Genomic DNA, 26,135 nt, shown 5'->3' on the forward strand with positions numbered 1-26,135 from the left:
TTCTCCTAAGAACAGATGCAAAAGAGCGGCTAGGAACGGGGTAGGGCGGCGGTGCGTACACCGCCGCCGTGCCCTGTCACGATTTCATGTGCGCCGGGGTGCGATTGAAGCGGGTGTGCACCCACCGGTAGAACACCGGCAGTACCACCAGCGTCAGCAACGTGGAGGAGATGATTCCGCCGATGACCACGGTGGCCAGCGGACGCTGCACTTCCGAGCCCGCACCGACATTCAGGGCCATCGGCACGAAGCCTAGCGAGGCCACCAACGCCGTCATCAGCACCGGTCGAAGACGCGTGAGCGCACCTTCCCGAATGGCTTCGGCCATCGGCTGGCCGCTCTCGCGCAGGCTTCGGATGAAGCTGATCATCACCAGGCCGTTGAGCACCGCCACACCCGAGAGCGCGATAAAGCCCACGCCCGCCGAGATCGACAGAGGGATCCCGCGCAGCGCCAACGCCAGCACGCCACCGGTCAAGGCCAGCGGGACACCGCTGAAGACGATGAGCGCGTCCTTGGCCGATCCAAAGGCCATGAATAGCAGGGCAAAGATCAGCACCAGGGTCACCGGCACCACGATGGAAAGACGCTTACTGGCCGAGATCAGCTGCTCGAAGCTGCCGCCGTATTCGATCCAGTAGCCGGTAGGCACCGTCACCTGTTGATCGATGGTGGACTGCAGTTCGGAGACGAAGCTACCCAGATCGCGGTCACGGACATTGGCGGTCACGATGATGCGCCGCTTGCCGTTCTCACGATTGATCTGGTTGGCCCCTTCGGAGATCTCCACGCGCGCCACCGAACTCAGCGGTACGATCTGTGCCTGAGCGGCGTTGGCCTGCGTACCCACCGACTCATCAGCCTGGTTGGCCGCGATGGCCGCCGTCAGCGAGATGGGCAACGCGGAGAGCGCCGTGGGATCCAGTCGCTGCTGTTCCGGCAAACGAACCACGATGTCGAAGCGTCGATCGCCCTCGAACAGCTGGCCGGCGACTTCACCCCCGATGGCGGTGGCCACGTTGCGCTGCACGTCAGCCGGATTCAGGCCATAGCGCGCCAAGGCATCCCGATCGGGCAGCACCGAGAGCATGGGCAGGCCAGCGGCCTGTTCCAGACGCACGTCGGCCGCACCCGGTACGGTCCGTGCCGCCGCCTCCAGCTTCTGGCCCACTTCCAACAACGTGTCTAGGTCATCGCCGTACAGATTGATCGCCACGTCCGCACGCACGCCCGAGATCAGCTCGTTGGTGCGCATCTGGATCGGCTGGGTGAACTCGTAGTTGTTGCCGGGGATCTTCTTCATCTCCGCCTCAACTTCGGCCACCAGATCCGCCTTGAGCTTGCGCGGGTTGGGCCACTGATCACGCGGCTTGACCATCACGAAGGTGTCCGCCACCGAGGGCGGCATCGGGTCGGAGGCCACTTCTGCCGTACCGATCTTTGACCACACTCGCTCCACTTCCGGGAACTGCAGCAGGCGTTCTTCCACGATGCGTTGCATGCCCAAGGACTGGGTCATGCTGGTACCGGGAATACGCATGGCCTGAAGCGCGAAGTCGCCCTCATCCAGGCTGGGAACAAACTCGCTACCCATGCGAGAGGCGAGCAGGCCACTGCCGACCAGCAGGGCGATCGCGCCGACGGCCACCAGCTTGCCGCTACGCAGGCTCAGATCCAGCAAAGGCTCATAGCGCCCGCGGAACCAACGCATCAGCCAGTTTTCCTTCTCTTCGACCTTGCCACCGAGCAACATCGCCACGGCAGCCGGTACGAAGGTCAGGGACAGGATCATCGCGCCCGTCAGCGCCAGCACCACGGTGATGGCCATCGGGTGGAACATCTTTCCTTCCACACCGGTTAGGGCAAAGATCGGCAGGTAGACGGCGGTGATGATGCCCAGACCGAACAAGCTCGGACGGATCACTTCAGCCGAGGCGCTGGAGGCCACTTCAAAGCGCTCTTCCAGCGTCATCTCACGCCCGAGTTCATGCTGACGTTCGCCAAAGCGACGCAGGCAGTTCTCGATGATGATGACGGCACCGTCCACGATCAGACCGAAGTCCAAGGCGCCCAGGCTCATCAGGTTGGCCGACACGCCGCCACGCGCCATACCGGTCAGGGTGAAGAGCATCGACAGCGGAATCACCGCGGCCGTAATCAACGCCGCACGAAAGTTGCCCAGCAGCAGGAACAGGATGACGATGACCAGTAGCGCGCCTTCGATCAGGTTCTTGGCGACCGTGGTAATCGTGCGATCCACCAGCGAGGTGCGGTCGTACACCGGCGTGGCGGTCACGCCCTTGGGCAGACTCTTGGCCGCTTCCTGAAGCTTGGCGGCCGCGGCTTGGGAGACGTCACGGCTGTTGGAGCCCACCAGCATGACCACCGAGCCGAGCACGACCTCGTGGCCGTTCTGGGTCGCCGCACCGGTACGCAGTTCTTCACCGTCGGCCACATTGGCCAGATCGCGAACCCGAATCGGCACGCCATCACGACGGGTGACGACGATCTTCTGGATGGCAGGAATGTCCGAGACCTGTGCCGGCACACGCACCAGGAACTGCTGACCGTTACGTTCGATGTAGCCGGCGCCCACGTTCTGATTGTTGGCCTGCAGGGCCGTGACCACATCTTCAAAGGTCAGGTCCAGCGAGCGCAGCTTGGCCGGATCGGGCGTGACGTGAACCTCACGCTTGAAGCCGCCCATGGTATTGACTTCCGTCACACCAGGAACATTGCGCAGCTGCGGACGAATCACCCAGTCTTGCAGCGTGCGCAGATCGGTGGCGGTGTAGGGCGTGCCATCGGGTTTGCGGGCTTTGGGATCGGCATCGATAGTGTAGGAGAAGATCTCGCCCATGCCGGTGGCAATCGGACCCAGAGTGGGTTCGATACCTTCGGGCATTTGCGCCTTCACCTGTGCTACACGCTCGGAGACCTGCTGCCGAGCAAAGTAGATGTCCGTCCCGTCCTTGAACACGACGGTGACCTGGGACAGGCCGTAGCGGGAGATCGAGCGGAAGTACTCCATCTTCGGCAGACCGGCCATGGCCGTCTCGATGGGGAACGTGACGCGTTGCTCCGCTTCCAGCGGCGAGTAACCTGCCGCTTCGGTGTTGATCTGAACCTGGACGTTGGTGATGTCGGGGGTGACATCGATAGGGATCTGACGGGCACTCCAGATGCCGATGGCGATCAAGGCCACCGTCAACGTCATGACCAGCCAGCGATGATTAATCGCGACTTTTATGATTTTTTCGAGCATGACGGTCTCCTTAGTGCGCGTGTGTCGCGCCGGACTTTTCGATGTCCGCCTTGACCAGGTAGCTCTGGGTCACCACGATGTCCTCGCCGGCCTTCACGCCTTCCAGCACGGCCACTTGCGTGGAGTCACGATCACCCAGCTTCACCGGCCGCGCCGTGTAGGTATCGCCGTCACGCACAAACACCACGTCCTTGCCGTCCATGCTCTGGATGGCCGACTGCGGAATCACAACGCCCGCATCGCTGGTGGACATCGTGATTTGCGCTTTGACTGCAGTGCCTGGACGCCAGAAGCCATCCTCGTTGAGCAGTGCGGCACGGGCGACCAGGCTCTGGCTCGCCGTTGACGTGCTGGGCAGCACGCGTTCGATGGTCGTCGTCGCACTGACGTTGTCGTACAGGCGACTGACCGTGACGGCCACGCCCGGACGCAGGTACTGCGCATCGGCCCCGAACACGTGCAGGTCGACCCACACCTTGGACAGGTTGCCGATCTCAAACAGCGGCTGGCCTTCGGCGGCTACGCCACCGACACTGCCTTGTCGACTGAGGACGACGCCGCTGATCGGTGCGGTGATGGTGTAGGTCGTCAGGCTGAGATTGCTGTGCACCACGGCCAGCGCTTGGCCTTGACGCACGGTATCGCCCACGTTGGCGCGCAGGGCACGCACCACACCCGGGTAGCGCGCAGTGACCTGGGCCACGCCGCCCTCCATCGGTGTCAGCACGCCTTGGACTTCCAATTCGTTCTTGATGGCGCCCTCACTGACTTTCGCGACTTTCACGCCGCTCTTGTCAGCTTCTTCCTGCGGGATCGTGGTCTTCTCGGCACCTTCTTCTTCATGACCACCGGCTTCCTCACCGTGGCCGGCTTCCCCTTCCTCGTGCCCGGCTTCGCCTTCGGCGCCGTGATCGTCACCCTCAGCGCTGGCTTCTTTGGCAGGCGCCGTTTTCTCTTCCGTGGCGTCCTTGGAACCACCACAAGCGGCCAGCATCAGGACAGCGCCCAGCAGCAACGTCGGAGCTGCAATCTTTGCAACGTTCTTCATGTGGAAATCCTTATGGGGTGGTGGTGCCGCTGGCGACGATCGGCTGCCCGGTCAGGCGCTGGATCTCGATCAGGGCAGCTTGTGCGTCGACGGCCACTTGCAGCTGGCGCACGCTGGCTTCCACGCGTTGCGCCTGCAGCTGCGACCACTCCAGATAGCTGATCGCACCGGCTTTCCACGCGTACTCGGCGGCCTTCTCAGCCTTCTCCAAGCGTGGGATCACGTCGGTACGCAGGCGACCGACTTCCAAACGTGCCGTGGAGTAATTGCCGTAGGCGTTGGTCAGCGCGGAGTAAAGATCGATGCGCAGGGATTCGCGTTCGATCGGCGTCATGGCCAGTTCGGCTTCAGCAGCACGGATACCCGGTGCGGCACGGCGTGCCGACCCCAGCGGAATGCTGATGCCGGCCATGAACCCCACATCGCTCGTGGCACGGTTGTAGCGTCCACCGGCCTGCCACTGCAGATCAGGCGTAGCTTGCGTACGCGCCAGACGTAGCTGGGCCTCACGCACACGCTCCACGCCCGCCAACTCAGCAAGCTCGGGCGTGTTCTGCAGGTAGTCACTCAGTGCATTGAAGCTCTGCAGTTCCGGCAGCACCAAAGGATTGCCCGCGGCCACGGTGAAGCTGGGCGTGCGCTCATTCCACAGGGCCGCCAGGTTCTGGCGCGTGGCCGCTTCATCGGCAATGGCGCGATCGCGATCCAGTTCGGCCGTGGCCAAGGCCGCCTGTGCGGTGAGCACGACCGACTCGGGCGAGGCACCGGCGGTCAGGCGGGTACGTGCCGCATCGACGGCGCGCCTGCGTTGGACGATGTCCAACTCGGCGATGCTCTTGCGCTTGGTTGCGGCGGTGACGGCCAGATAACGCTGCGCCGTCTCGGCCAGCAGGTCCAGCCGTGCCATCTCGCGCTGCGGCGCCAACGTATCAATGTTGGCCAACGCCAGGGCTTGCCGGGCATTGAGCTTGCCGCCGCGCTCGATCACCCCGGCCAGGGTGACGGTGAGCTCGGCCTCGCTGAAACCGCGATAGTTGCCGGTGCCGAGCGTGTTTTCGATGGTTGCGCCGAGGGTCATCGGGGGCTTGAGGGCCGCCGATGCCAGGTTGGCATCCAGGACCTGACGACGTCCGTCGAAGATGCGCAGGTCAGGGTGTGTCGTGGCAACGCGCGCGATGGCGTCGTCCAACGAAAGGGTAGAAGAAGGCGCCGTCCCCGTTTGCGCGTACGCAACGGGCACGACCAAAAAGGCAGCGCACGCTGCCAGTCGCAACCACATGAGATATCTCCGATTAGGCGAAAAAACGATGCACCGGCAAGCCGGCGTGCAGCGTTAGGCCGTAATCGGAGGACGGGTCAGGGACAGCGGCTGCAGGGAATCCAGCGGCTGGATCTCGTGCACAGGCGCGATCGCCTGAGGAGCGAGCGGTTCGACCACAAGGGCGGGCGAGGGAATAGCCACCGGATGGCCGCAGGCATGGGCTCCATGGACCAGCGCGTGCAGCAGATCGCCGGCCGAACCCTCGTCCTGATCGCCGGCATCCTGATCGACCACCGCGCTGGTGGCGTCATCGCTGACATCGCAGTGCTCGGGATCGGCATGATCGGCCACGGCCTGGGCCGATTCGTGGATATCGCCCACGGCCGCCAGCACCGGATTGGCCACCACCGCGAACAACAGCAGTGCCAGCGCCGGCAGGCGCAGGAATCGGCTGAGTTGGCGTAGGGCACGCGTCATGGTGCGCGCATGGTAGTCAGTCCCTTGCGCGTTAGACAATCACGCAATTCAGGAAACTGTCATCGCGCTGCAGCGTTAGGGTGTAACAGCGCTTGGCGTGCGCGACCGGGTTGGGTATCGTCGGGCCATTCGTGCAGCCCGGGACCTCCGCGTGCGCCTTCTGACCGCCCATCCCCGATCATGGCTCGCCTTGGGCGCGCTGTGGCTGATCGTGGCGGCGGTGCTGGCCCATCCGGTCCTGACCCAGCTCGGGCAGCTGCATGGTCTGGAGCACAGCGCACCGCACCTGCGCGCAGCCGCGCATGCGCACGATGCCAAGGGCGAGGTGCCCGATGAGCACGCTACGGGGGCGCACAGCCTGTTCCATCACTCGGACGTGTGCGCACACGCGGTGATCCTGCCGGACTTCCCGGCCCCTGGGCCGCTCATCCCCGGCCAGGCCTATACGCCCATCGCCGCGGTCCTGGCGCTGGCCCAGCGCTCTACGCACCCCTTACGCCCACCCATCGCGTGATCGCGCCGGCGCACGCCGCCTTGGCGTAGCCGCTGCTTTGGGATCGCGTGCGCCGGTCGCAACGACCGTGCTGTCGCGTGGCACTCACTTGCGCTGTGGACACTCAGGTTCATCTGCGCAGCACTGACGAGATCGATATGGATACCTCCCCTGGCAAGTTGCGCCTGGACATTCCCGTTGTGCTTCCCCACGTGCGCGATGCTGCCGATGCGTGCATCGAGCGCCTGCAGAGCGAACTGCTCGCACGCCCCGGGGTGGACCGCGTCCACATCCGACCTGCCGAGGGGGAGGGACCCGGCCAACTCTGCGTGCACTTCGATCCGCAGTTGATGTCGCTGGCCCGCATTCGCGAGCTGGCCCAGGCCGCGGGCGCACGCGTCACCGAAAGCTTCGGTCACCTCACCTGGACGGTCACCGGCATCGGGCATGAGCGACGCGCCCGCACTGTGGCCGAACAGATGAGCTCGGTGTTCGGCGTGCTGGAAGCCCGCGCCAGCTCGGCCGGCACGGTGTACCTGGAGTTCGAGCGCGAGAAGATCGACGAGGGCGGGTTGGAGGCCTCTCTCAAGCGCATGGGCGTTACCCGCGTGGTGACGGGCAAGCCGTCCCAGCACGACGATCACGCCGGTCATGCGCATGACGGCAAGGGGGGGGAACACGGCGAGGAGAAGCACGACCACGACCACACCGGCGGCCTGCTCGGCCCCAACACCGAGCTGATCTTCGCCCTGACCTGTGGTGCGTTGCTGCTGGTGGGCTTTCTGATCGAGAAGTTCGCCGCCTCATTGCCGGGATGGTTCCCCACAGCCTGCTACATCGGTGCGTACGTCTTTGGCGGTGCGTACACGCTGCGCGAGGCCTACGACAACCTCAAGCTCAAGCGCTTTGAAATCGACACCTTGATGCTGGTCGCCGCCGCCGGCGCCGCCGCGCTGGGCTCTTGGGCCGAAGGTGCGTTGCTGCTGTTTCTTTTCAGCTTGGGTCACGCGCTGGAGCACTACGCGATGGGACGCGCCAAGCGCGCCATCGAAGCGCTGGCCGAGCTCGCGCCGGATACGGCGATCGTCATCCGCGGCGAGTCCACCACCGAGATTCCGGTCGGTGACCTGCAGCTCGGTGATCGGGTACTGGTGCGTCCCAACGAGCGCCTGCCGGCCGATGGATTCTTGCTGAAGGGCAACTCCAGCATCAACCAAGCACCGGTGACCGGCGAGTCCATCCCGGTGGACAAGCGGCCTGTGGAGGATCCCGCACAGGCACGGAGCCGGCCCGACAGTGTCGATGCGGCCAGTCGGGTCTTCGCAGGCACCATCAATGGGGCCGGTGCGATCGAAGTGGAAGTGACCAAGCGCGCCGAGGACTCCGCGCTGGCGCGCGTGGTGAAGATGGTGAGCGAGGCCGAGACACGCAAGTCGGCCACCCAGCGCTTCACCGATCGCTTCGAGCGGATTTTCGTACCCGCGGTACTGGCGCTGGCGTTCCTGCTGCTGTTTGCTTGGGTGGTGGTGGATGAGCCGTTCCGCGACAGCTTCTATCGCGCCATGGCCGTGCTGGTGGCCGCCAGTCCGTGCGCGTTGGCCATCGCCACCCCGAGCGCGGTCCTGTCCGGTATCGCCCGCGCGGCGCGTGGGGGCGTGCTCATCAAGGGCGGCGCGCCGCTGGAGGATCTGGGGTCGTTGAAGGCGATGGCCTTCGACAAGACCGGCACCCTGACCGAAGGGCGCCCGCGCATCACCGATGTGGTGCCGGTGGACGGGGCGTCGGAGACCGAGCTGCTGCAGGTAGCGGTCGCGGTGGAGTCGCTGAGTGATCATCCGTTGGCCGCCGCGATCGCGCGAGATGGTCGCAGTCGATTGGATACGGGCAAGTTGCCAACGGCCTCGGCCTTGGAAAACCTGATCGGCCGCGGCGTCAAAGCCCGTCTGGGCGATCAGCCGGTATGGATCGGCAAGGCCGAGATGTTCGGCGCGGACGAGGTTCCCGCCCTGGGCGCCGCCGCGGCAGCGGCCATCGCCGCGTTGCGCGAGCAGGGCAGGACGACCATGGTCGTGCGGTTGGGCGATCGGGAGCTCGGCGCGATCGGCTTGATGGACACGCCACGCGAGGCGGCCAAGCAGGCGCTGGTGCGCCTGAAGGCCATGGGCATCGAGCGCATGATCATGATCTCCGGCGATCACCAGAAGGTGGCCCAGGCCGTGGCCAAGGAGGTCGGCCTGGACGAGGCATGGGGCGACCTGATGCCCGAAGACAAGGTCGAGGCGATCCGCAAGCTGCGCGATCAGGACAAGGTCGCCATGGTTGGCGACGGCGTCAACGATGCGCCTGCGATGGCCAATGCCACCGTCGGCATCGCCATGGGCGCGGCCGGCTCGGACGTGGCCCTGGAAACGGCAGATGTGGCGTTGATGGCCGATGACCTGAAGCACCTGCCATTCGCCGTGGGCCTGAGTCGTCACACGCGCGGCATCATCCGGCAGAACGTCTTCGTCAGCCTCGGCATTGTCGCCTTCCTGGTGCCGGCCACGATTTTCGGGCTCGGCATCGGTCCGGCGGTAGCCGTGCATGAGGGCTCCACATTGTTGGTGGTCTTCAACGCACTGCGTCTGCTGGCCTACAAAGACAAGGGATGAAGCGTGGACACTCCCACCAGACCTCAGGCGAGCACGCTAGCTATGGCGGTGACGCTGAGCGTACTGGCAGTGGCAAGTGGCTACCTCGCACTGGGTGGCTTGGCGGCGAGCATTTTCGCCGTCGGCTATGTCGGCGGTCTGGTGCTGTGGCTCAGCGTGCGCGGCCCGATCGTCTACCGCCGCTTTCGTGCGCCCTACTGGCTGACGCTGGCGGCGTTCGTGTTGTTGCACAAACCCGAGGAGCGTTACGCCCAATTTTTTGATGTTCTGGCCCAGATCAGCGGCACGGCCATCCCCCAAAGCACCGATCCTGCCGTGCTGCTGATGCTGGCGACCGGCTTCCTTCCCTGGCTGCTGATTCCTTGGTTGGCCGGGCAGAGCAGGGATTTCGGTCGCTATCTGGCCTGGACGTTCTTCGCGTCGATGGGGCTGTCGGAGCTGGCCCACTTCGTATTGCCGCTTTTTCTGGCACAGCCTTACCACTACTTCCCGGGCATGCTCAGCGTGGTGATCCTGGCCCCCTTGGCATGGTGGGGACTGTGGCCACTGGCGCAGGCCGGCGCCACGTCCGGATCGGCGCAACCACCGGCGCCCTGATGCTAATCGCGTGGGACGCTGCCTCTAGGCGCCAGGCGGCGGGCGATTCTGGTTTCTTCCGGGTGTGTTGGAGTTCGCTGGTGATAAGCGCGCTCAGTTGCTGGGGGCCCAGTTCGGATAGCAGCTTGCCGTTGACGAAGATCGCTGGCGTGCCGCGAATGTCGGCCGCTTCCACGGCGGCCACTTCGCGTTTGATCAGGGTCTCGACCGCCCCGGTCGCCAGATCGCGCTGTGCACTCGCACGGTCCAAGCCTGCGGCGACGGCAAACTCCCACACCTTCTTCGGATCCGGCGCGCCATGGCTGGCCCACACAGGCTGGTTTTGCATCAAGGTCTCCAGCACCGGCTCGAACTTCTTCTGTTTCCGGGCCGCTTCCAGCACACCAATCGCTTCCTTGGAGACCTGTCCATGGAAGGGCACATAGCGGATCACCAGACGCACGTCCTTGGGACGGGCGGCCAGCAGTTGCTTCACGTGGGGATACATCGCACGGCAGGACTCGCAGGTCGGGTCGAAGAATTCCACGATCGTGACCGTCGCGGTCACCGGCCCCAGGGGCGGTGCACCGGCGGGTGCCAGTAAAAACAGCGTGCGGAATCAAGCAAGGGTACCGGCCGCACGCGGCTTTACATAAGCGACGTTATGCGAAGTAAGTTATTGATTATATTAGTTTAAGTTGGAATTCGCAAGATCCGTAACTGCGCCGTGCGCTGGCTGGCCACAGACGCGATAAGCTAAGCATTCCTTAGTTTTAGTCATTCTTGATGCCATGACGATGCCATCTGAGCGCACCCGCAATGTGCTGCAGGCAGGCGCGTTCCTCAGGCAGCTAGCCGCCAGCCAAGCCGTGCCCAAAGAGGTGCGGCAAGAGGCATACCGACTGCTGCGGCACTATCCAACGGTCAGCGACATTGAGGCGATTGCCGAGCACGAAGAGCGGCTGCGAGCGCTGACCCAGTCGGCCTTCGTACGACCCTACTTGAGCACCGAGATCGAGGCGGACTGGTTCTCCGGATACCCGCTTGGCCCTCATCGCATCTGACCATGAAGCAACCGAGCAGGCCGCGTGGAAGAGGGACTACGTCTGCGGAGGCAGCGCTGGAGGCTTCCTTTGAACGGGCCCGCGACAGCGCAGCCGAGGAACGCGCATTCTTCAAGCGACTGATGGATGCGATCGTGTACGTGCATGCGCCCGTCTCGGACGACGCGCGGACACTGCGGCTAGTCCAGTTCCGCCATCCTGACGGTTTCGACGCGATCCCTTTCTTTACCTCGCTCGACAAGGCGCAGGCGGCCAGCTCGGCTGCTGTCAGAATTCTGGGAGTTTCAGGCCGTGAGCTGCTAACCGGTACTCGCGGCGCGACGTTGATGCTCAATCCCAACGACGGCGGCGTTGTCCTGTACCCGGAAGAGGTTGCGACATTGTTGGATACGGGCTTTCTGGCCAGGGTAGAACGGCTGTCGCCGGCTGAGTTCGCGGTAAGACCTGCCCCGGCGGCACCGGCTTGGCTCGCTCCGGCCATCAGCGCCAGCCTTGAGCACGCCGACTTCGTCTCGTCGGCTTATCTCCTGGAAACTCACTCGTCAGGAGGCGTCGAACAGCCTCCCGGTCTGTTGATCTGGCTGGTGGTCGACCTGGCTTTCGCCGAGCGGGCCGCTCGTCTGGTGACCACCGCCATACAGCCCTTATGCTCAAATTTGGACGTCATCATCGACTTGGCGGTCCACGACGTATCGCAGCCTTTGCCGGCGGGCCTGGATGATCCCCAGATCCTGCCCATATTCACGAGAATCAAGTCAACTTGAGCGCAGCTCATCGGCCTATGAGCCCTGAAGACAAGCTACTAGCACTCCTTCCGGAATTGACCGAGGAAGAGAAAGATCGGCGAACGCGCAAGGGTATGGCCGACGTCGACGCTGGACGTACGATCCCGCACGAGGAACTGCTGCAATGGATCAGGCGACGGTCGGAGCCTTCTTGAGTGTTTTCGTTGGGTCAGGAGCGTGGAAACTCTTGAATCCAATATTCAAGAAGGGCACGCGTGCCTGAGCAGTACTCCAGGAATGCCTGTGTCACACGGTTTCTGGTTCGATCAAGCCTAGTTCTGTAATCCACGAACTGCCTGACGTCGAGGGGTGTTTCCTCGTTGAATCATGGTGTTAGAGCCGATTCGGCTGTTTTTCTCACGAATCCCTGCCGACCCTCGATTCTGGATGACTTGGCGAGTCCGACGAACGGGCATTGACGTTCCCATAGTAGGAAGCCCGACGCTGGCTATCCCTGCTGGTTGGAGCAGCAACGCATGCATCGACTACATATCCCGGCCATGGCTTGCAGCGCATGTGTGGCACCCATTCGACGTGCGTTGATGAGCGTAGACCCTTCGATGCGGGCGCAGTTCATGCCGGACCAACGCCGTATTAGCCTCGAAACCCGCCGTCCGCTTGAGCTTATAAAGCAAGCACTCAGCTCGATCGGCTATCCGGCCCACATTGTCCATTAGTGGCGAGAAAAAGTGCGTTATGACATTGCGCCATATCGATCGTCACCTCTCACCAGACTCGCCGAATGAGCCTCATGCACGCCTACCGCGTCACCCGTGGACAGGGTCCACAAAGTCTCCACAGAATCGAGGTTCCGCCTTCGTCCTTGGGTGAGAACCAGGTGTTACTGGCCGTCAATGCCGCCTCGCTCAACTACCGTGACTTACTCGTTGCTCACGGTCAGGTGGGTGCCGGTGAAGCCCGGATCCCACTGTCGGACGCCGCCGGACAAGTAGTTGCTGTCGGCCCTGCAGTCACCGACTTCTCTATCGGTGATGCCGCACTTCCCATCTTCTTCCCGCTGTGGACTGATGGATTTCCCAGTGACCAAGCTCTGTCCCTGTCGCTGGGTGGCAACATCGACGGTGTACTGACGACACATCTGGTGGTCGACCAAAGCGCATTGGTGCACGCGCCACGCACTCTGTCATGGGAGCAAGCTTCTACAATCGCGTGCGCAGGGGTCACTGCCTGGCACGCGTTGTTTGAGCTGGGCGCGTTGCCCGATGGTGCTCATGTGCTGATTCAGGGCACCGGCGGCGTGTCTACATGGGCGGTCCAACTCGCGCTGGCAGCCGGCTTGCGTGTCACGGTGCTCTCTGGGAGGGAAGAGGGCATCGAGCACATGGTGGCAATGGGTGCACAGGCCGCCATCAACTACAACACCGATCCCAACTGGGACGAAACGGTGCTCCGCACGACCGGCGGCGTAGATCTGGCGATGGACATCGGTGGCGCCGGCACGATTGCTCGCTCGCTGCGAAGTCTGCGCCCCGGCGGCCAAGTCGTGACCATCGGTGGCGTCGCTGGCGGATTTGCATTGAGCATCGATCCATTCTCGCTCATCGGCGGAAAGTCGCTCACCGGAGTGGTAGTGGGTTCCAAGAAAATGACCCAAGCGCTCATCCGCTTCATCGACGAGCACGCCATCGTGCCGGTTATCGACACCATCTTTCCTTTCGCTAAAGCGGCTGACGCGTTTGCGCGCATGGAACATGGAAGGCCCATCGGCAAAGTGGTTATCACCATCAACTAGCCTCTCGGCTTCACGCGAACCCTTTCATGCCTCTGATCAACACCAAAGTCTCTGCATCTTCGTCCCCATCACTGACCGCGGAGATATCTGCTCAGTTGAGCGATCTGACCAGCCGAATCCTAGGAAAGAAGCCCGACCTGATCGCGACGATCATTACCTATGTGCGGCCAGAAGATTGGCTGATCGGAGGAAAGACGCTGAGCGAGATTGGCGTCTCAAGCTTCTCGCTAGAGATCATCGTGACGGACGAGACCAACACCAAAGCGGAGAAGGCAAAGTATCTTGCCGAGGTATTCGCTTGCTTTGAGCGCCTGTTAGGCACCGTACACCCGACAAGCTATGTCCATGTCCACGATGCGCGCGCCTCGGCCTATGGTTATGGAGGACGGACTCAAGAAGCCAGATTCCATCGTTCGTGATCTTCCACGCTCACCTCGAGTGATAATGGATGTTTATCGAGGGTAGTACGGATGCCCGCTGCTGACCGGAACCGGACATTCGCCTACTTGTCGGATGGACTCTGCCATGGCCCCGCCCCTAGCATCTCTGCAACTTGAATCGCCTAGAGTTTCCTTAGACACTTCGGAGCCAAAGGTATGGCTTACACATCACGGACGGAGGAATGAGCAGGTCGTTATGAATCAGCAGAACGCATACGAAAATTGGGAGCCAAGGATCCAGCAGGGACTCGCTCGGTGCGACCAAATGCTTGCCAATGGAGAAGTGGGAGCGGCGCTAACGCACTTAGAGAGTTTGGGACTGGCGAGTGCGGATGATACAAAGATCATAGGCGTCCAGATGTTGCACGCCGCCGGGCTGCCAGAGCAAGCGTACAGATTGGCCAAGCGCCTGGTGCTTCCTGCCGACCCCAATCCAGAAGCACTGCTCCGGTTGGCACGTGTGTGTGCAGATGCTGGAGCCGATTCTGATGCCAAGAGCTTCCTGGACCGTGTAGTCGATGAAGCGTTCCCAGTGGACTCGCTGTACATTGCTTCCCGGATTTCTCAACGAATTGGCGCTAGGGGTCTTCAGGGCCATTTCGAGACGCGCATGATTAATGAACACCCTTCCTATACCGGCGTCCAGAATCTTGTCTGGCAGCGGGCGCTAGCAGAGGAGCGCTTCGCCGAAGCAGCGATGGCGCTTCACCCTGAGTTCATGAACTCGCGTGAACCCCTTTTCCATCTACAGCAGCTGGCAGATGCGGATTCACCTGATGTCGAGGCGATGGTGAAACTGGCCGACGAGTCGCCAGGCAGCCTGGTAGCTCTGGCTACTCTTCGATACCTGCTTGCAAGAGCGGAGGTCGTGAGGGCGCTCGACGTCGCGCTCCGCCTTATCGGATCAGAGAAGGATGAAGAAGTCAGAGAACTGTTGGCCGTCCTGGACGCTTTTCTGCTGAGGAGGGGCTCAGTTGACTTCTCACTCGTTGAGTCCAAGGTTGCGGCCATCATCAAGGGGATTGTTGGTTACTTGGCTGTGCGCCCCGAGCAAGGTTACGTCCGACAACGTCTGATAGAGCTGCTGTCAGTTGAGCGAAGTGGCGACATTGGCCTGCCACTGATCCTGACGGTCGCCTTCGACCTCGTCGGTGAAGGGGGGCTCTTCCTGGGACCAGATATGTGGCCGGCCTCTGGTTCGATTGAGGCGCTACAGAAAAGCAGTATTCCAGAGACGTGTATGCACTGGATTAGGCAGCGCCAGCCGTGCATCCCGGGTAAGACCAAGCTGCCGCGGGAGTTGATTACGGTCGATCCAGACGTGTGCATGGCATCCATCTGCACGCTGATGAGTTCGGGGGCGATAGCAGTTGAATCAGGCGAGGACGTCGATGACCTGAAGAACTGGCTTCTTCTTGGTTGTGGCGTTGCGCCTCACACTAGTGCGCCTAATTTCACAACTGTGTTGTTCCGGGTTGCGATGACGAGGCTAGCTAACGCTGGATACCCCCAACAGGCCAGAGACCTTTGCGAAGAGCTGCTCTCACAATGCAGCGATTCGCGGAGCGCCCAAGCTGCATGGTTCACCATGGCCGATGTCTACAGTCGGCTTCAGGACCGTCGAACCAGCTTGGTCGCTTTTGCATGCGCCATCGCGGGCCCTAACATCGGGCAGACGCCGCTGACCAGCTTCAACGAAATCAACCTTTGGGCAAGATTGCTTAGGGAATCCGGACTTCTTGATCACGCTCTGGAGGCATTGGAGATATCCAACAGCGCCTTGCAGGCTCAAGGAAGCTACAGCGAGCATCGACACCAGCAGGTCCACATCGGGCTTACGATTGAGCTTGAAAGGCTTGTTCGCGATGTTCACACCCGTGTTCACGAACTCCCTGATCTTCTTCGGCGTGCCTCCGAAGCTGCTCAAGAGGCGCGTGACAGAGGCGAAGAAGGCGTTCAGGCGCTGACGCTGCTCGGTCAGCTCATCAAGCTTTCCAAGACCTTCAACATTGATATCCCAGATGAGGCAGCTCAAGCGATGAGTCTTCTGGCGGATAGCGCCTTCTCATCAAAGCCGTTCGTCCAATCGCTGATGGACAGCGGGAATCCTATCGGCGCGCTTTGGACGCAGTACCGGACCGCAGAACCGGCAAAGTTTGCTAACGATGCCGCGTACGATTCAGCGCAGTTGACCGTCGCCGCTAGGATGGTGCTGACGCTTGAACGAGATCAGGCGGAAGCCAGCGAGCTTTTGCTGCCGTTTGAACTCTTGGCTGACAGTGGCGTCGCCGCCCCGGGATGGATGCATAACGCAAGGCCCCCTCACGCGTTCGGATCCACTTCGGAGATCATGGAAGTAGCTGAGCACCTGCATGAGCGCGGGATAGCTCTGGTGCTGGCCGCCTTCGACAACCGTGGTCAGCTGATCTCGCTTAGGTACGAGGCAGGTCAGTTCAAGCTTGTGGAAGAGGGTGCCTTCAGCTACGAAGCCTTCAAGCGGTGGTCCTTGCAGTACCCATATGGGTACTGCGAGGACGTAGGACGGGAGAGTTGGCAGAAGGAGGACGTGATGCAACGGTCCTTGGCCGATTGCAGATGGGAGACTCTCCCATCGTGCGCGACCCTTGTCGTGATGGAGGCTGAGCTGCGCTCGATGCCAAGCAATCTGCTTTGGACCGACGACGGCTTCTTCGGCGCCTCTCAACCCGTTGGCGCGGCGCCGTCTCTAGCGTGGCTCGCAGAGTCGTTCAAACGACTTCCCACTCCCGTGCCGCGACTGAACGCGTGGATATCCAACGCCGGCGATCAGACACAGACCCTCAATGTGCTGCTTGATTTCCTGCGGGGGGAGTTCGAGGATCACGGAGTGATATTGGATACTGGAAGCTATCCACCTGCCGCGCTCACAGGCTCAGATCTGGTGTTTATCGCCGCCCACGGACAAGTATCCCCCGAGGGTAACTACTTCCATACCTTGAATGACGAGGGGTCGCTGAAGATCCCGCCTGATGTGGTCGCAAAGGCTGTTCGCAACTCGCGTGTGGCAGTGTTGTTTGTTTGCAGTGGCGGCCGCTCAGACAAAGTGCCTGACGCCAACACTACTAGCGGCTTGGCCAAGCAGCTTCTGTCAATGGGGTGTTCGACGGTCATTGCCTCCCCGTGGCCCGTTGAAGCCATGGTTGCGGCTAGCTGGGCACCAAAGTTCCTGAAGCATTGGAAGTCAGGCAAGCTCGCCATTCAGGCTTGCCATGATGCGAACAAGGAAATAAGCGGCGATCCTTCTCGGACTTTGGCAATGAACCTGTATGGCGATCCATGCCAGAAGTGGGCCTAGTCGGGTGACTTGAAGGATCATCCGGTGATGCTGAAGGGCGCCCATAGCGGCCGAACTGATGGGGCTCCCCGAAGCATGCGTCCCTGGCCCGGGGAATTTCCCCGTCCAGGGATGTGTCGGTCGCAAGCGGCCGCACCTGCAGATCTTATGGCCGAGAGCGGATATTGGGGAGGGCAGGGGGATAAGCGAGATTTATCGAGGGTAGGGAATGGTAGTAGATGGGGCTTACGAGACAATTTGCGATTCAGTACTGACGCTCATGCCAAGAGCGCGGACTTGCCGGTGGAACCGGGCCTCATCTTCACGAAGAAACCTCTCATATCGAGCTGCATTGCGTCGCACGTCCTCGTGCGCAGACTCCTGAGCCTTGGCTGCCCATGCAGCGCGCCCCCCTCGATAAGCCTTAAGCAGAAAGGCGATAGAATCGGCCTCATTGCGCGGAAGCGAAAGATACGGAAGTCCGACCATTACATAGGGGCGACGTGAAGCGCTTCCGTAAACATGCTGCTGGGCTCGCCACAACGCTACCGGAATCGTAACGTCAGAAGGCGATGCGAACAGTGCTCGCGCAACTTCCTGAGCCTCAGGATCCACGACAGGATAGAGGCTTCCAATGTAACCACGTGCACCTGCGAATGTAGCGCGCATACTCAATTCGTGCCACGACCAGCAAGAATTGTTGAAGAAAAGGGGGGCCGATCCCATGGCGAATGCATGCGATGCGAAAAGCATGATTTCTCCATGCATCTGGATTCCCATTGAGCCGGGGACGCGGCCGACCTCCTCGCTGGCCACCAAGTATTCATTGCGCCCCTCAAGTCCACCGAGATCTCGCCAGGCCAACATAGCGCTACCTACAGGTAGCGCGTCCTTGCCGGCTTTGTCGCGCCAGCTTACGCCGTCCAATGAATGAAAGCGGTAGTACTCCATTACCCGAAACATATCCTCGACTCGGTCGTAGCTAAAGCTAAGGGCGCGATCCACAACCAGCCTTCGGCACTTTCCTTCCAAGTCCGGGAACTCATAGGTAAGCCGATGTCCCTGAGCGTCTCCGGAATGGCTGGATATCACGATGACGTCATACGGGACGAGGTCAAGAAGAAAATGCACCATCATTGGAGTGGCCTCTGACCCCTTAATCGTACGCACCAACGCTCCCCGTTCATAAAGGGCATGCGCTACATCGACCATCTCTGCGCTCTCGACCGATCCCGGGTCGACAAGCAGAGCAGTACGCGTCGATCGCGCTCGCCCTTGGGAGGCCCAGATGCCCTCGATCGTAGACCGTCCAAAGTCGGGGTAGCGGTACATGTGGGTAACGGCCGTATGCGGAGCGATCACCCCCCAAGGAAATCCGGCCGTAACAAAAAGAATAGACTGATAGCCCGTCAGCTCCAGCGCCCCGACGTGCTGTCGAGCACGATCTACAATGGCATTGAAGCGCGCACTTACCTCGCCGCCTTCGCCAAGATCGTATATATCCTCGATCCAATGATCATGCAGTTCCTCGGCCAACTCTGGGATGGTCGCGAAAGAAGCATTGCTCGCGAAAGCGATGTTGCTGGCGATCACTTCCGCCAATGCATCACCCCGTTCGAACACTACAAGCAGATGTTGGCCCCGGCTTACCAACGATATCTCCGGCGAGGCGTCGAGGTCGATTACAAGTTCGCGTGAGGAAAGACGCGCTTGGTACACCCCTACGCCCAAGTTGTCCTTTCCCCAGTGCAGCGCTCCTCTTGAGCGACTACGCCCGCCAACAATCGCCTTAAGATCCGGATATGCGTCATGGTGGGCACAGCGCGGCCAGCCAACCGCCATTGCTACTGCCGCGTCGTCAGGTAAGCCGCCGATCAGGACTTGTTCTATTCCAGCGAGAACCAGCGCGTTTCGTCGACGTATCGTTTCGTTCTCCGCGTCCTCACGTCCTAGCCGCGGCCCATCCATGACCGGAAAATAGCGTCCCTGACGAGTAAAGAGCGCGGATACCTGCGCTGCCAGAAGTGCGTCATCAGTTACAAGTGCACAATCTTGGAACGTCGGAGCGTAGAGCATGGGATTCCCCTGACCGATATCCATTCCCACCACAGGACGATTCTTCTCCGAAAGTGGATGCGATTACTTGGAGGGCGTGTAGTTCAAACTTAGAGGTTCTCCCAGAGATGCATTGACGCTCCATGGATACGGCGGCACGTGGTCCTTCTGGTATTGGTAACAGTACACGCTCGACATATTTCTGAGGTCATAAGCGCGCCCCAAGCGCAAGGCCAGGGAAGCCGGCGCGGCTAGTACCAGGTCAACACGTGCAACCGCGCGGTTTGTGAGCATGGCCATCAGTTCGAGGAATTGTTGGGAAAGTGCCGCCTGTTTTTCTGCAGACCAAAGGACATTGGGGCGCGGGTCTGGCAATGACAGCGTCACCATAGGCAGTCCTGAGAAAGTTTCAGAGATCGCGCGGCGATCCACCACGTAAGAAGCAGAGATCGCGACCAATATCCGAGGTGAATGCTCAGGCAGACTTTCCACGCCTTTCACTTCAAAGCGCTCTCCGTCATCAGGCTCATCAAGCTCTCGCCACCTGCTTCCCTGACGGTCCCAGTCCATGGAAAAAATCGCACCTTCATCGTCGAGCAGCATGCCCGCGGCAAAGAGGAAGGGCACTTGCACCACACCTCCGACCACAAGTTGCGTCAACTCACGAGGGCGATCTACGCGCGTAAGGCGCAGCAAGTCCGGTAGTCGCAACAGCTCCTGCAGGGCGGCCTCGGCCGCGCCTGCACGAGCCTGAGGGCGCAGATCTAGCAGGATCGATAGACGCGCACCCGGTAGCCGTCGTGGGATCGCTGCGTTGAGCGGTGTGTCGGAGGTGTCCACCAAGCCGCGAAGTTCGACTGCAATAACTGTCGCACGGGAGGCGTTACGGCGGTCGTCGGCGGCATTGACGCACATCCATAGCGTGCCAATAGCAATCAGCACCGTCCCGAGCCAGAAGGCAACCCTGAGCATCTCCAAGGGCAAGCCTTCACCCGTGGACAGCCAGGCCGTCCAGCTGCCAAGCGTTGCTTGGTGTTTCAGTTGAAGCGAATAGCCGCCGGCAAAGGTGGCTATCACGATCATGGCCCCAGTCTTCAGCAGCACACGGCCGCCGTGCCTGCGGCGCGTTGTCCACCTAACGAGGTGCTCGAGAATCTGCTGGGACCACAGCGTCCATGTTGCGCTCATGTCAGCTTGCTACCCCAGTTTCTGCCCATGTGTTCGGCGCGGTAGAGCCATCGTGGTGCCAGGTGTCGGAATGGCGCTAGGTATTGGCGAGTTTGGCACCGACCCAGCCGCTTTCCGCACTGACACGGGCAAGGCCGCTTATTCGCCACGCGTTTTCGAAGGCTTAGCGCATGCAGAGCGCTGGGCACTTGATGGCCGCCCTTCAATCCGAACAGCTGTACGTAGTCATCAACAAGTCCCGCCGTACCGTGCGCTAGCTCGGAGAACGGATAGTCATACCCTTGTTCTCGCAGCGTGTGGGCATAAAGAAAGGGCACGACGCACTGCTCAATGAAGGTGTTGAGGCTGGGAGCTTGACCTAGCAGAGTAAGCAGCCGGAGCGGAGAGCCCAAGCACAAACGCCCTTCTGGATTGTGGCTGTCCAATCCCTGGGGAATCCGCCCCCCAACTTCTTGTGCGAGCGGGAACTTGGCGCCGGGCTCGATCGGGATTTCCAATCGAACTCGATACGTGTCTTGCACCGTCGGTTTACCTACCGGTGAAAGCTCAAAGAAGATCTCGCCCTCAAGGACCGCTATCGAGGCGACACGACTGGGACGCCGACGCAAGCGGGGCCACTTCTCCAGCCCCTGCACGATGTCGGACTCCCGAAAGTGCATGGGATTACTCAGCCCACGGCGCTGCGGGAGTGGCGGCCAGGGCGACCTTGGTAGGGGCTGAAGGCACTACGACAGAGGCGCCGGTGAGTGCCCGTGCCGTATCACCAGACATTCCTACCCGGAAGTCATCGTATGCGCTATCCAGTAGACGCTGGGGAACGTCCTGCGTCAGATAGCGCTGAAACGCGCTGCGCGCTGTATTGATCCAATCATGGAAGTGGCCCTTGAGATTGAGGTGCCTGAGATCCGCCCGGCGCCAACGATCGGCGAAGTCTTCATCCGGCTCAACCGGGTTGAGGATGTTGTTGATGTCGGATGCTCTGACCTGTTCGAGTGCTGCCAGGGCTCGATGCAGGGATGTGGTCAGGTCATCTCCCGGAACATGGGCGTGCGCGGCAATCGTGGTGATGATGATCGAGGAGGGCTTCAGATCGGGATCATCGGAGAACTGGGCGTCCCGATGGCGCTTCAGCAGCTGCACGGTCTGCTGCAGAGGTGACTTGCCTCGGTATACCGGCATGGGATCCACGTGTGCCTTCGCGAGGATCTTGGACGGATCCTCCTGTTGCATGCGCGAGAGAAACCACTGCTGATAGCCGCCCGGATTGCTGGATGGCCAGTCGTCGCTGATCCGCGGGTAGGTGCTGAGTGTGTCGTCGGTGATCCAGAGCGCACGCCGTGCGATTTGTTCGGCCAGCGCCATGGGAAGGGTCTGGCTCAGCATTCGGTGGCTGAGGTACTTGCGACGAACATCGTCCGCACGCAGGCCGGGCACGACGTCCATATGAAAGGGCATCGCGTCCTGGTAGCTCAGCCGCCAGCAGCGGGTTTTGGGTTCAAGCGGCTTCTGAATCTGCTGAGCGACGCGATAGGCCGCCATCTCGCGACCGACCAGGGCCTTCAAGTCGGCCTGTGAGTGGGTCTGCCGCGTCATGCCACGGCGCAGCTTGCAGGTGAAGTCCAGGTCGTACTCTTCTTCCGCGCTGATGGGCCGCACGGAGGTGCCTAGAGAAAACGAGCCTTGGACGAACAGGTGGGCGTCGTAGGGTTGAAGCTCCGAGCCGGGACGTGAAAACCACTTTGCCAGGCTTTGATAGCGGGATTCGGCCTTCTCGTACGCCAGGTCAGGCAGTTCGATCTCCCTGAGCAAAGCCACTAGTCGGTCGTTTGAGAAACGAGTCATGGGATGGGGACTGCCAAGTCTGGGGCACTTGACAGTCTATCCGAATAGTTTCTTTATCGGCAAGTAACTATTCGCATGGTAGCCTAGACTAAGTCCCGATGGAACCGTTTACATGACCTCGACGTCAGGCTTGGCCGCAGATAGACCCCGATGGGGCCAAGCGCGTCGGTTGGCTTTCATTGACGTCCGTCTGCAGTACGACGGGCGCATTAACCGGAAAGACCTGATCGCGTTCTTCGATATCTCAGTTCCGCAGGCGTCGGCCGATCTGGCCTTGTACCAGTCCATAGCGCCGTCAAACCTGGAGTACGACCCCAGGCTTCGCACCTACGTTGCGCTTCCCACCTTTGATCCTCAGTTTGGTCGCTCCGTTGCAACCCGGTATCTAGATGAGCTGAGCCGCTTGGCCCGCGGAGTCATTGCCGAGGAAGACAGCTTCATTGGCTTTGTCCCGCCGACCGGTGTGGTCGCCACGCCGGCGCGCACCATTCACAGTGCAGAAGTGGCCACGATCGTGAGAGCAATACGAGATCGGCACACCCTGCAGGTGACGTATCAATCCATGGATGCACCCGAGCCGCGCCATTGGCTGCTGACTCCGCATGCGGTCGGATTTGATGGCCTGAGATGGCATGTTCGCGCGTGGTGTCATACGCGGCAGCTCTTCAGAGATTTTGCGATCGGCCGACTGTCTATTGAGAGAACGGTGGAGAGCCCAGAACCGATCGACCCCGAGTCGGATGTTGGCTGGAACACAACCGTGGCAGTCTGCTTGAAGCCTCATCCAGATCTCAGCCCGCTGCAGCGACAAGCCGTGATGCGCGACTACGGCATGAAGGAGGATCGATGTGTGCTCGAGTGTCGTAAAGCGATGCTCTTTTACACATTGCGCCACTTGAACTTGCAAGAACTAGTTGTTTCAGACAATCCGGCCACCCAGCACGTCGTAGTTGACAACGTTGAAGAAGTGAAGCGCTGGATGAGCGAAGATCGTGCAGGCATCGCGCGGACCCAAACTCCTAGATGATGGCACTGCCGAGAACGCATCTCGACTTCGAGCGGAGGCGTGTCTGTCGGTCGGCTCGGAGTTCGGACGTCTCCAAGTTTGTGAATTCACCTACCCACGCGAATGTTGCGTAGGCTGGTTCTTAACTATTTCAGAAGTCGGGCTGCCGGATTGTCCTCTGCAGCGCCGGCCTGGAAGTAGCCGATCACACTCGCCACGGACCGGTGCTCGGTCATCGCCATCACCGCCGGCAGGGGCACGCCTTGCTTGCCGGCCTCGGTCACGAACCCGGAGCGCAGGCTGTGCGCTCCAAAGTCCCCTTCCAACCCCGCCCAGCGTGCCCGGCGCTTCACGATAGTGGCCACTGAGCCGGGGAGCAGGGCGGGGCCAACACGCCCTCTCCAAATGCGCCGGAAGATCGCCCCCTCGTGAATCCCGGCGGCCTCGAGCCAAGCCGCCAGCGCGTCGGCGCTGCGCCCCAGGATCGGCTTGTCCGGCGTCGAATCCGCCTTCACCCCGGCCTGCTGGGTCTTCGAATACTCCAGCCGATAGATGTAGCCGTCTTCGCCGACCTTGCGTAGGTCGCGCAGATCGGCGGACGCGATCTCGCTGCGCCGGCGCCCGCCACTGGCAAAGCCGAAGCAGAGCAGGGCGCGGTCGCGCCGGCCCTCCAGACTGTCGTCACAGGTGGCCAGCATCGCCTCGAGTTCGGCGCGAGTGATCGCGGTCTTCTTGGTCGGGCGCTCGCCGCGCTTGACCGCCGCGCGCCGGGCCCGGCTGAGCAGCGTGCGCACGCTGGGCAGCTCACAGGGGTTGGCGAGGCGTTTGAGCTTGTGCGCGGTCGACAGCACGGCCACGCGCTGGACCACGGTCGACAGCTTCAGCGGGCCGACCTTGACCTTGAGGCCGGCCGCGACCAAGGCCTGGTCGATCACCGGCGGCAGCTCGCTGACCAGCCCCGTCTTGTTCTTGCGCTGGATGTGGTCGACCAGGAACTGGATCACCACGGCCTCGCTGGCTGGCAAGGCCAGCTCGACGCCGTAACGGGCTTGGTGCCAGCCGGCCCAGTAGCGCAGGGCGGTCGCGTAGCTGCGGGTGGTATTGGCCGCGGCCGCTTCGGCGAGCAGTTCGCGCACGGCGTCGGCGGCCTGCTGGGCCAGTTGTTCCGGCAACACTAGGTGCGTGGTCGTCGCCGGCAGGGTAGGTAATGTGCTATTTCGTTTCATACTATGTAATGTACGTTATGAAATAGGGTGCCTACTAGCGATAATCATCACTTATCGGATGTACAGCGCGACCAGCCCGTTTTTTGCAGGAGGAGACCTTCGATGGCCCGCGGCATCACCGAATCCGACGTGCATACCGCCGCCGATGAACTGGTCGCCGCCGGCGAACGGCCTACCGTTGATCGCATCCGCGCGCACCTGGGCACCGGCTCGCCCAACACAGTCACGCGTTGGTTGGAGACGTGGTGGCGGGGGCTGGCGCCGCGGTTGCATAGCGCTCAGCAGGCGATACCGGAGTTGCCAGCACCGGTCAGTCGCCTGGCGCAGCAGCTCTGGGAGCAAGCGGTGGGCATTGCCCGAACTGACGCCGAACAGGCCATGGCGCAGGACCGGCTTCAGTTGGATGCTCAGCGCCGCGACCTTGAAAGCCGGGAAGGGGAGCGGCAGGCGCAGCTACGCAACGCGGCAGACGCGGCAGACCAGGCGAGCCAAGCGCTGGCGGCCACCCAGCAGCGTCTGGCTGACCTGCAGCGGGCAAACAATCTGCAGCAGGAGCAGATCCGCGACCTGAGCGGACAACGCGCAAGCCTGGAGGCACGCAGTGCTCGTTTGGAGGCTGACCTCTACGCTGCTCAACAGCGCGCAACGCAGCGCGAGGAAAGTCTGATCGCCGAACGCGATGCCCAAGCCCAGCACCTGCGGGCGTTGGAGGACCGGGCGCATGGGGAGATCGATCGCGCTCGCCAGGAAGCGAAGGACGTGCGAAGCCAGCTGGCATCCCTGCAACGCACCAGCGAAACCCTTCGTCAGCAGCGAGAGGACGCACAGGCCGCCACCGCTGCCGCGCAGCGCGAGGCTGGAGTGCAGCGCGGCCGGGCCGACGCGCTCGCGCATCAGTTAGCGGGGTTGGGCGAATTGCCCGCGGCTTTGCAAGCCACTCTGGCGCAGCTGCAGCAGCCCCAACCGCGGCCACGTAAAGCGAGCGCACCGCCCAAGGCCCAAGTAGGTTCTCGGCGACGCAAAACCTCGTCTTAGCTCAGCTCGCCGACGGGAACAAACCCAATGGTTGATCCGAAGACGCTGCGTGTGCGCGGGTATGGCGGCATGGAGAAGGAGTCGTTCGAGGCCTATCTAGAACGCTGGCCGGCTGCGCTGAGCAATTTTCCGGAGGACGTCATCCGCGAGTGGGTCTGGCGGCATTGGGATGACTTTGAACGCCTGTGGATCAGCCGCGGTATCGAGCGCTTTGCATTTCAGCCACGCCAGTATGACAACCAGGCCATTCTGGACATTGGCCGCTTCGACTCCTGGGACGATCTGGCTGCGCGCCAGCTGGACCCCAAAGAAGATCTGGACTTCTGGGTTGGGCGCTACATGACCGAACACGGCACATTCCCCACCCCGATCATCGTCGCCACAAATAGCGAAGGTCTCACCCATCCTCGGGGCATGCCGATGCCGGCGCGTCTGCTCATTGAAGGCCATAGGCGACTGGGCATGTTGCGTGGTCTGTTGGCCCTCGGCGTCCCAGGCGTCCAAGCCATGCATTCCGTCTGGGAGCTCACACTACCGCGTGATTGCTTTGCACGAAGGCACAGTTCCGAGCACGGTTGACGGCCAGGACTCCGCCGCACTGGTAAATGCACATACAGAAATGCATTTACGCCTAAACAACCGATCGAGCTTGTTGAC

20 protein-coding genes are annotated in these 26,135 nt (G+C 61.6%); 11 read left to right on the forward strand and 9 right to left on the reverse strand.

Annotated features, from left to right (window positions below):
• Positions 1-76: 76 nt before the first annotated feature.
• From VGN58_RS08230 to VGN58_RS08245, 4 genes are read right to left on the reverse strand one after another with little or no spacing between them, the layout of a single operon-like run.
• Positions 77-3,265 carry a CusA/CzcA family heavy metal efflux RND transporter gene (locus VGN58_RS08230; protein WP_327482777.1) on the reverse strand — a complete coding sequence of 1,063 codons (3,189 nt, stop codon included), beginning with the start codon at positions 3,263-3,265 and terminating at the stop codon, positions 77-79.
• A gap of 10 nt (positions 3,266-3,275) precedes the next feature.
• Positions 3,276-4,313: an efflux RND transporter periplasmic adaptor subunit gene (locus VGN58_RS08235; protein WP_327482778.1), complete on the reverse strand. Its 1,038-nt coding sequence runs from the start codon at positions 4,311-4,313 to the stop codon at positions 3,276-3,278.
• Positions 4,314-4,323: 10 nt separating this feature from the next.
• Complete coding sequence (locus tag VGN58_RS08240) at positions 4,324-5,592, reverse strand: TolC family protein (protein ID WP_327482779.1); 1,269 nt, start codon at positions 5,590-5,592, stop codon at positions 4,324-4,326.
• Positions 5,593-5,646: 54 nt separating this feature from the next.
• Positions 5,647-6,051, reverse strand: a complete 405-nt coding sequence (locus tag VGN58_RS08245; RefSeq protein ID WP_187572539.1) for a hypothetical protein — start codon at positions 6,049-6,051, stop codon at positions 5,647-5,649.
• 151 nt (positions 6,052-6,202) lie between these two features.
• Between VGN58_RS08245 and VGN58_RS08250 the strand changes: the two genes are divergently transcribed.
• From VGN58_RS08250 to VGN58_RS08260, 3 genes are all read left to right on the forward strand, one after another.
• The gene (locus VGN58_RS08250) at positions 6,203-6,565 is read left to right on the forward strand and encodes a hypothetical protein (RefSeq protein ID WP_327482780.1); all 363 of its coding nucleotides are present in this window, start codon (positions 6,203-6,205) and stop codon (positions 6,563-6,565) included.
• Positions 6,566-6,642: 77 nt separating this feature from the next.
• Positions 6,643-9,195, forward strand: coding sequence for a heavy metal translocating P-type ATPase (locus VGN58_RS08255; RefSeq protein ID WP_327482781.1), 2,553 nt, complete (start codon positions 6,643-6,645; stop codon positions 9,193-9,195).
• 42 nt (positions 9,196-9,237) lie between these two features.
• The gene (locus VGN58_RS08260; protein WP_327482782.1) at positions 9,238-9,792 is read left to right on the forward strand and encodes a hypothetical protein; all 555 of its coding nucleotides are present in this window, start codon (positions 9,238-9,240) and stop codon (positions 9,790-9,792) included.
• On the opposite strand, the gene VGN58_RS08265 is transcribed toward VGN58_RS08260, so the two are convergent.
• Positions 9,695-10,339: a DsbA family protein gene (locus tag VGN58_RS08265; RefSeq protein ID WP_327482783.1), complete on the reverse strand. Its 645-nt coding sequence runs from the start codon at positions 10,337-10,339 to the stop codon at positions 9,695-9,697. The genes VGN58_RS08260 and VGN58_RS08265 overlap by 98 nt on opposite strands.
• A 223-nt stretch (positions 10,340-10,562) precedes the next feature.
• On the opposite strand from VGN58_RS08265, the gene VGN58_RS08270 reads away from it, so the two are divergent.
• The 5 genes from VGN58_RS08270 (at position 10,563) to VGN58_RS08290 (ending at position 17,147) form a co-directional block, all read left to right on the forward strand.
• Complete coding sequence (locus VGN58_RS08270) at positions 10,563-10,835, forward strand: BPSL0761 family protein (protein ID WP_046935214.1); 273 nt, start codon at positions 10,563-10,565, stop codon at positions 10,833-10,835.
• A gap of 2 nt (positions 10,836-10,837) precedes the next feature.
• Positions 10,838-11,599 (forward strand): SseB family protein, encoded by a 762-nt coding sequence (locus VGN58_RS08275; protein WP_056878762.1) that lies wholly within the window; start codon positions 10,838-10,840, stop codon positions 11,597-11,599.
• 763 nt (positions 11,600-12,362) lie between these two features.
• On the forward strand, positions 12,363-13,373 hold the full coding sequence (locus tag VGN58_RS08280) for an NAD(P)-dependent alcohol dehydrogenase (RefSeq protein WP_327482784.1): 1,011 nt from the start codon (positions 12,363-12,365) through the stop codon (positions 13,371-13,373).
• 26 nt (positions 13,374-13,399) lie between these two features.
• Positions 13,400-13,792 carry a 4-oxalocrotonate tautomerase family protein gene (locus VGN58_RS08285; RefSeq protein WP_327482785.1) on the forward strand — a complete coding sequence of 131 codons (393 nt, stop codon included), beginning with the start codon at positions 13,400-13,402 and terminating at the stop codon, positions 13,790-13,792.
• Between the two features lie 217 nt (positions 13,793-14,009).
• Complete coding sequence (locus VGN58_RS08290) at positions 14,010-17,147, forward strand: CHAT domain-containing protein (protein WP_327482786.1); 3,138 nt, start codon at positions 14,010-14,012, stop codon at positions 17,145-17,147.
• A 225-nt stretch (positions 17,148-17,372) separates the two neighbouring features.
• Here VGN58_RS08290 and VGN58_RS08295 read toward each other — a convergent pair whose 3' ends face one another.
• The 3 genes from VGN58_RS08295 to VGN58_RS08305 form a co-directional block, all read right to left on the reverse strand.
• On the reverse strand, positions 17,373-19,202 hold the full coding sequence (locus VGN58_RS08295) for a hypothetical protein (protein WP_327482787.1): 1,830 nt from the start codon (positions 19,200-19,202) through the stop codon (positions 17,373-17,375).
• A gap of 63 nt (positions 19,203-19,265) precedes the next feature.
• Complete coding sequence (locus VGN58_RS08300) at positions 19,266-20,369, reverse strand: SAVED domain-containing protein (protein WP_327482788.1); 1,104 nt, start codon at positions 20,367-20,369, stop codon at positions 19,266-19,268.
• Between the two features lie 663 nt (positions 20,370-21,032).
• Complete coding sequence (locus tag VGN58_RS08305; protein WP_327482789.1) at positions 21,033-22,211, reverse strand: nucleotidyltransferase; 1,179 nt, start codon at positions 22,209-22,211, stop codon at positions 21,033-21,035.
• Between the two features lie 112 nt (positions 22,212-22,323).
• Here VGN58_RS08305 and VGN58_RS08310 point away from each other — a divergent pair, with 112 nt between their 5' ends.
• Positions 22,324-23,238, forward strand: coding sequence for a helix-turn-helix transcriptional regulator (locus VGN58_RS08310; RefSeq protein ID WP_327482790.1), 915 nt, complete (start codon positions 22,324-22,326; stop codon positions 23,236-23,238).
• Positions 23,239-23,363: 125 nt separating this feature from the next.
• Here the strand turns inward: VGN58_RS08310 and VGN58_RS08315 are convergent, their stop codons facing one another.
• Positions 23,364-24,443, reverse strand: a complete 1,080-nt coding sequence (locus tag VGN58_RS08315; protein WP_327482791.1) for a site-specific integrase — start codon at positions 24,441-24,443, stop codon at positions 23,364-23,366.
• A 102-nt stretch (positions 24,444-24,545) separates the two neighbouring features.
• On the opposite strand from VGN58_RS08315, the gene VGN58_RS08320 reads away from it, so the two are divergent.
• On the forward strand, positions 24,546-25,478 hold the full coding sequence (locus VGN58_RS08320; protein WP_327482792.1) for a DNA-binding protein: 933 nt from the start codon (positions 24,546-24,548) through the stop codon (positions 25,476-25,478).
• Between the two features lie 27 nt (positions 25,479-25,505).
• Positions 25,506-26,057 (forward strand): hypothetical protein, encoded by a 552-nt coding sequence (locus VGN58_RS08325; protein ID WP_327482793.1) that lies wholly within the window; start codon positions 25,506-25,508, stop codon positions 26,055-26,057.
• Positions 26,058-26,135: the final 78 nt, after the last annotated feature.

Origin of the sequence: Pseudoxanthomonas sp. (assembly GCF_035999195.1) — a bacterium.
GTDB lineage: Bacteria > Pseudomonadota > Gammaproteobacteria > Xanthomonadales > Xanthomonadaceae > Pseudoxanthomonas_A.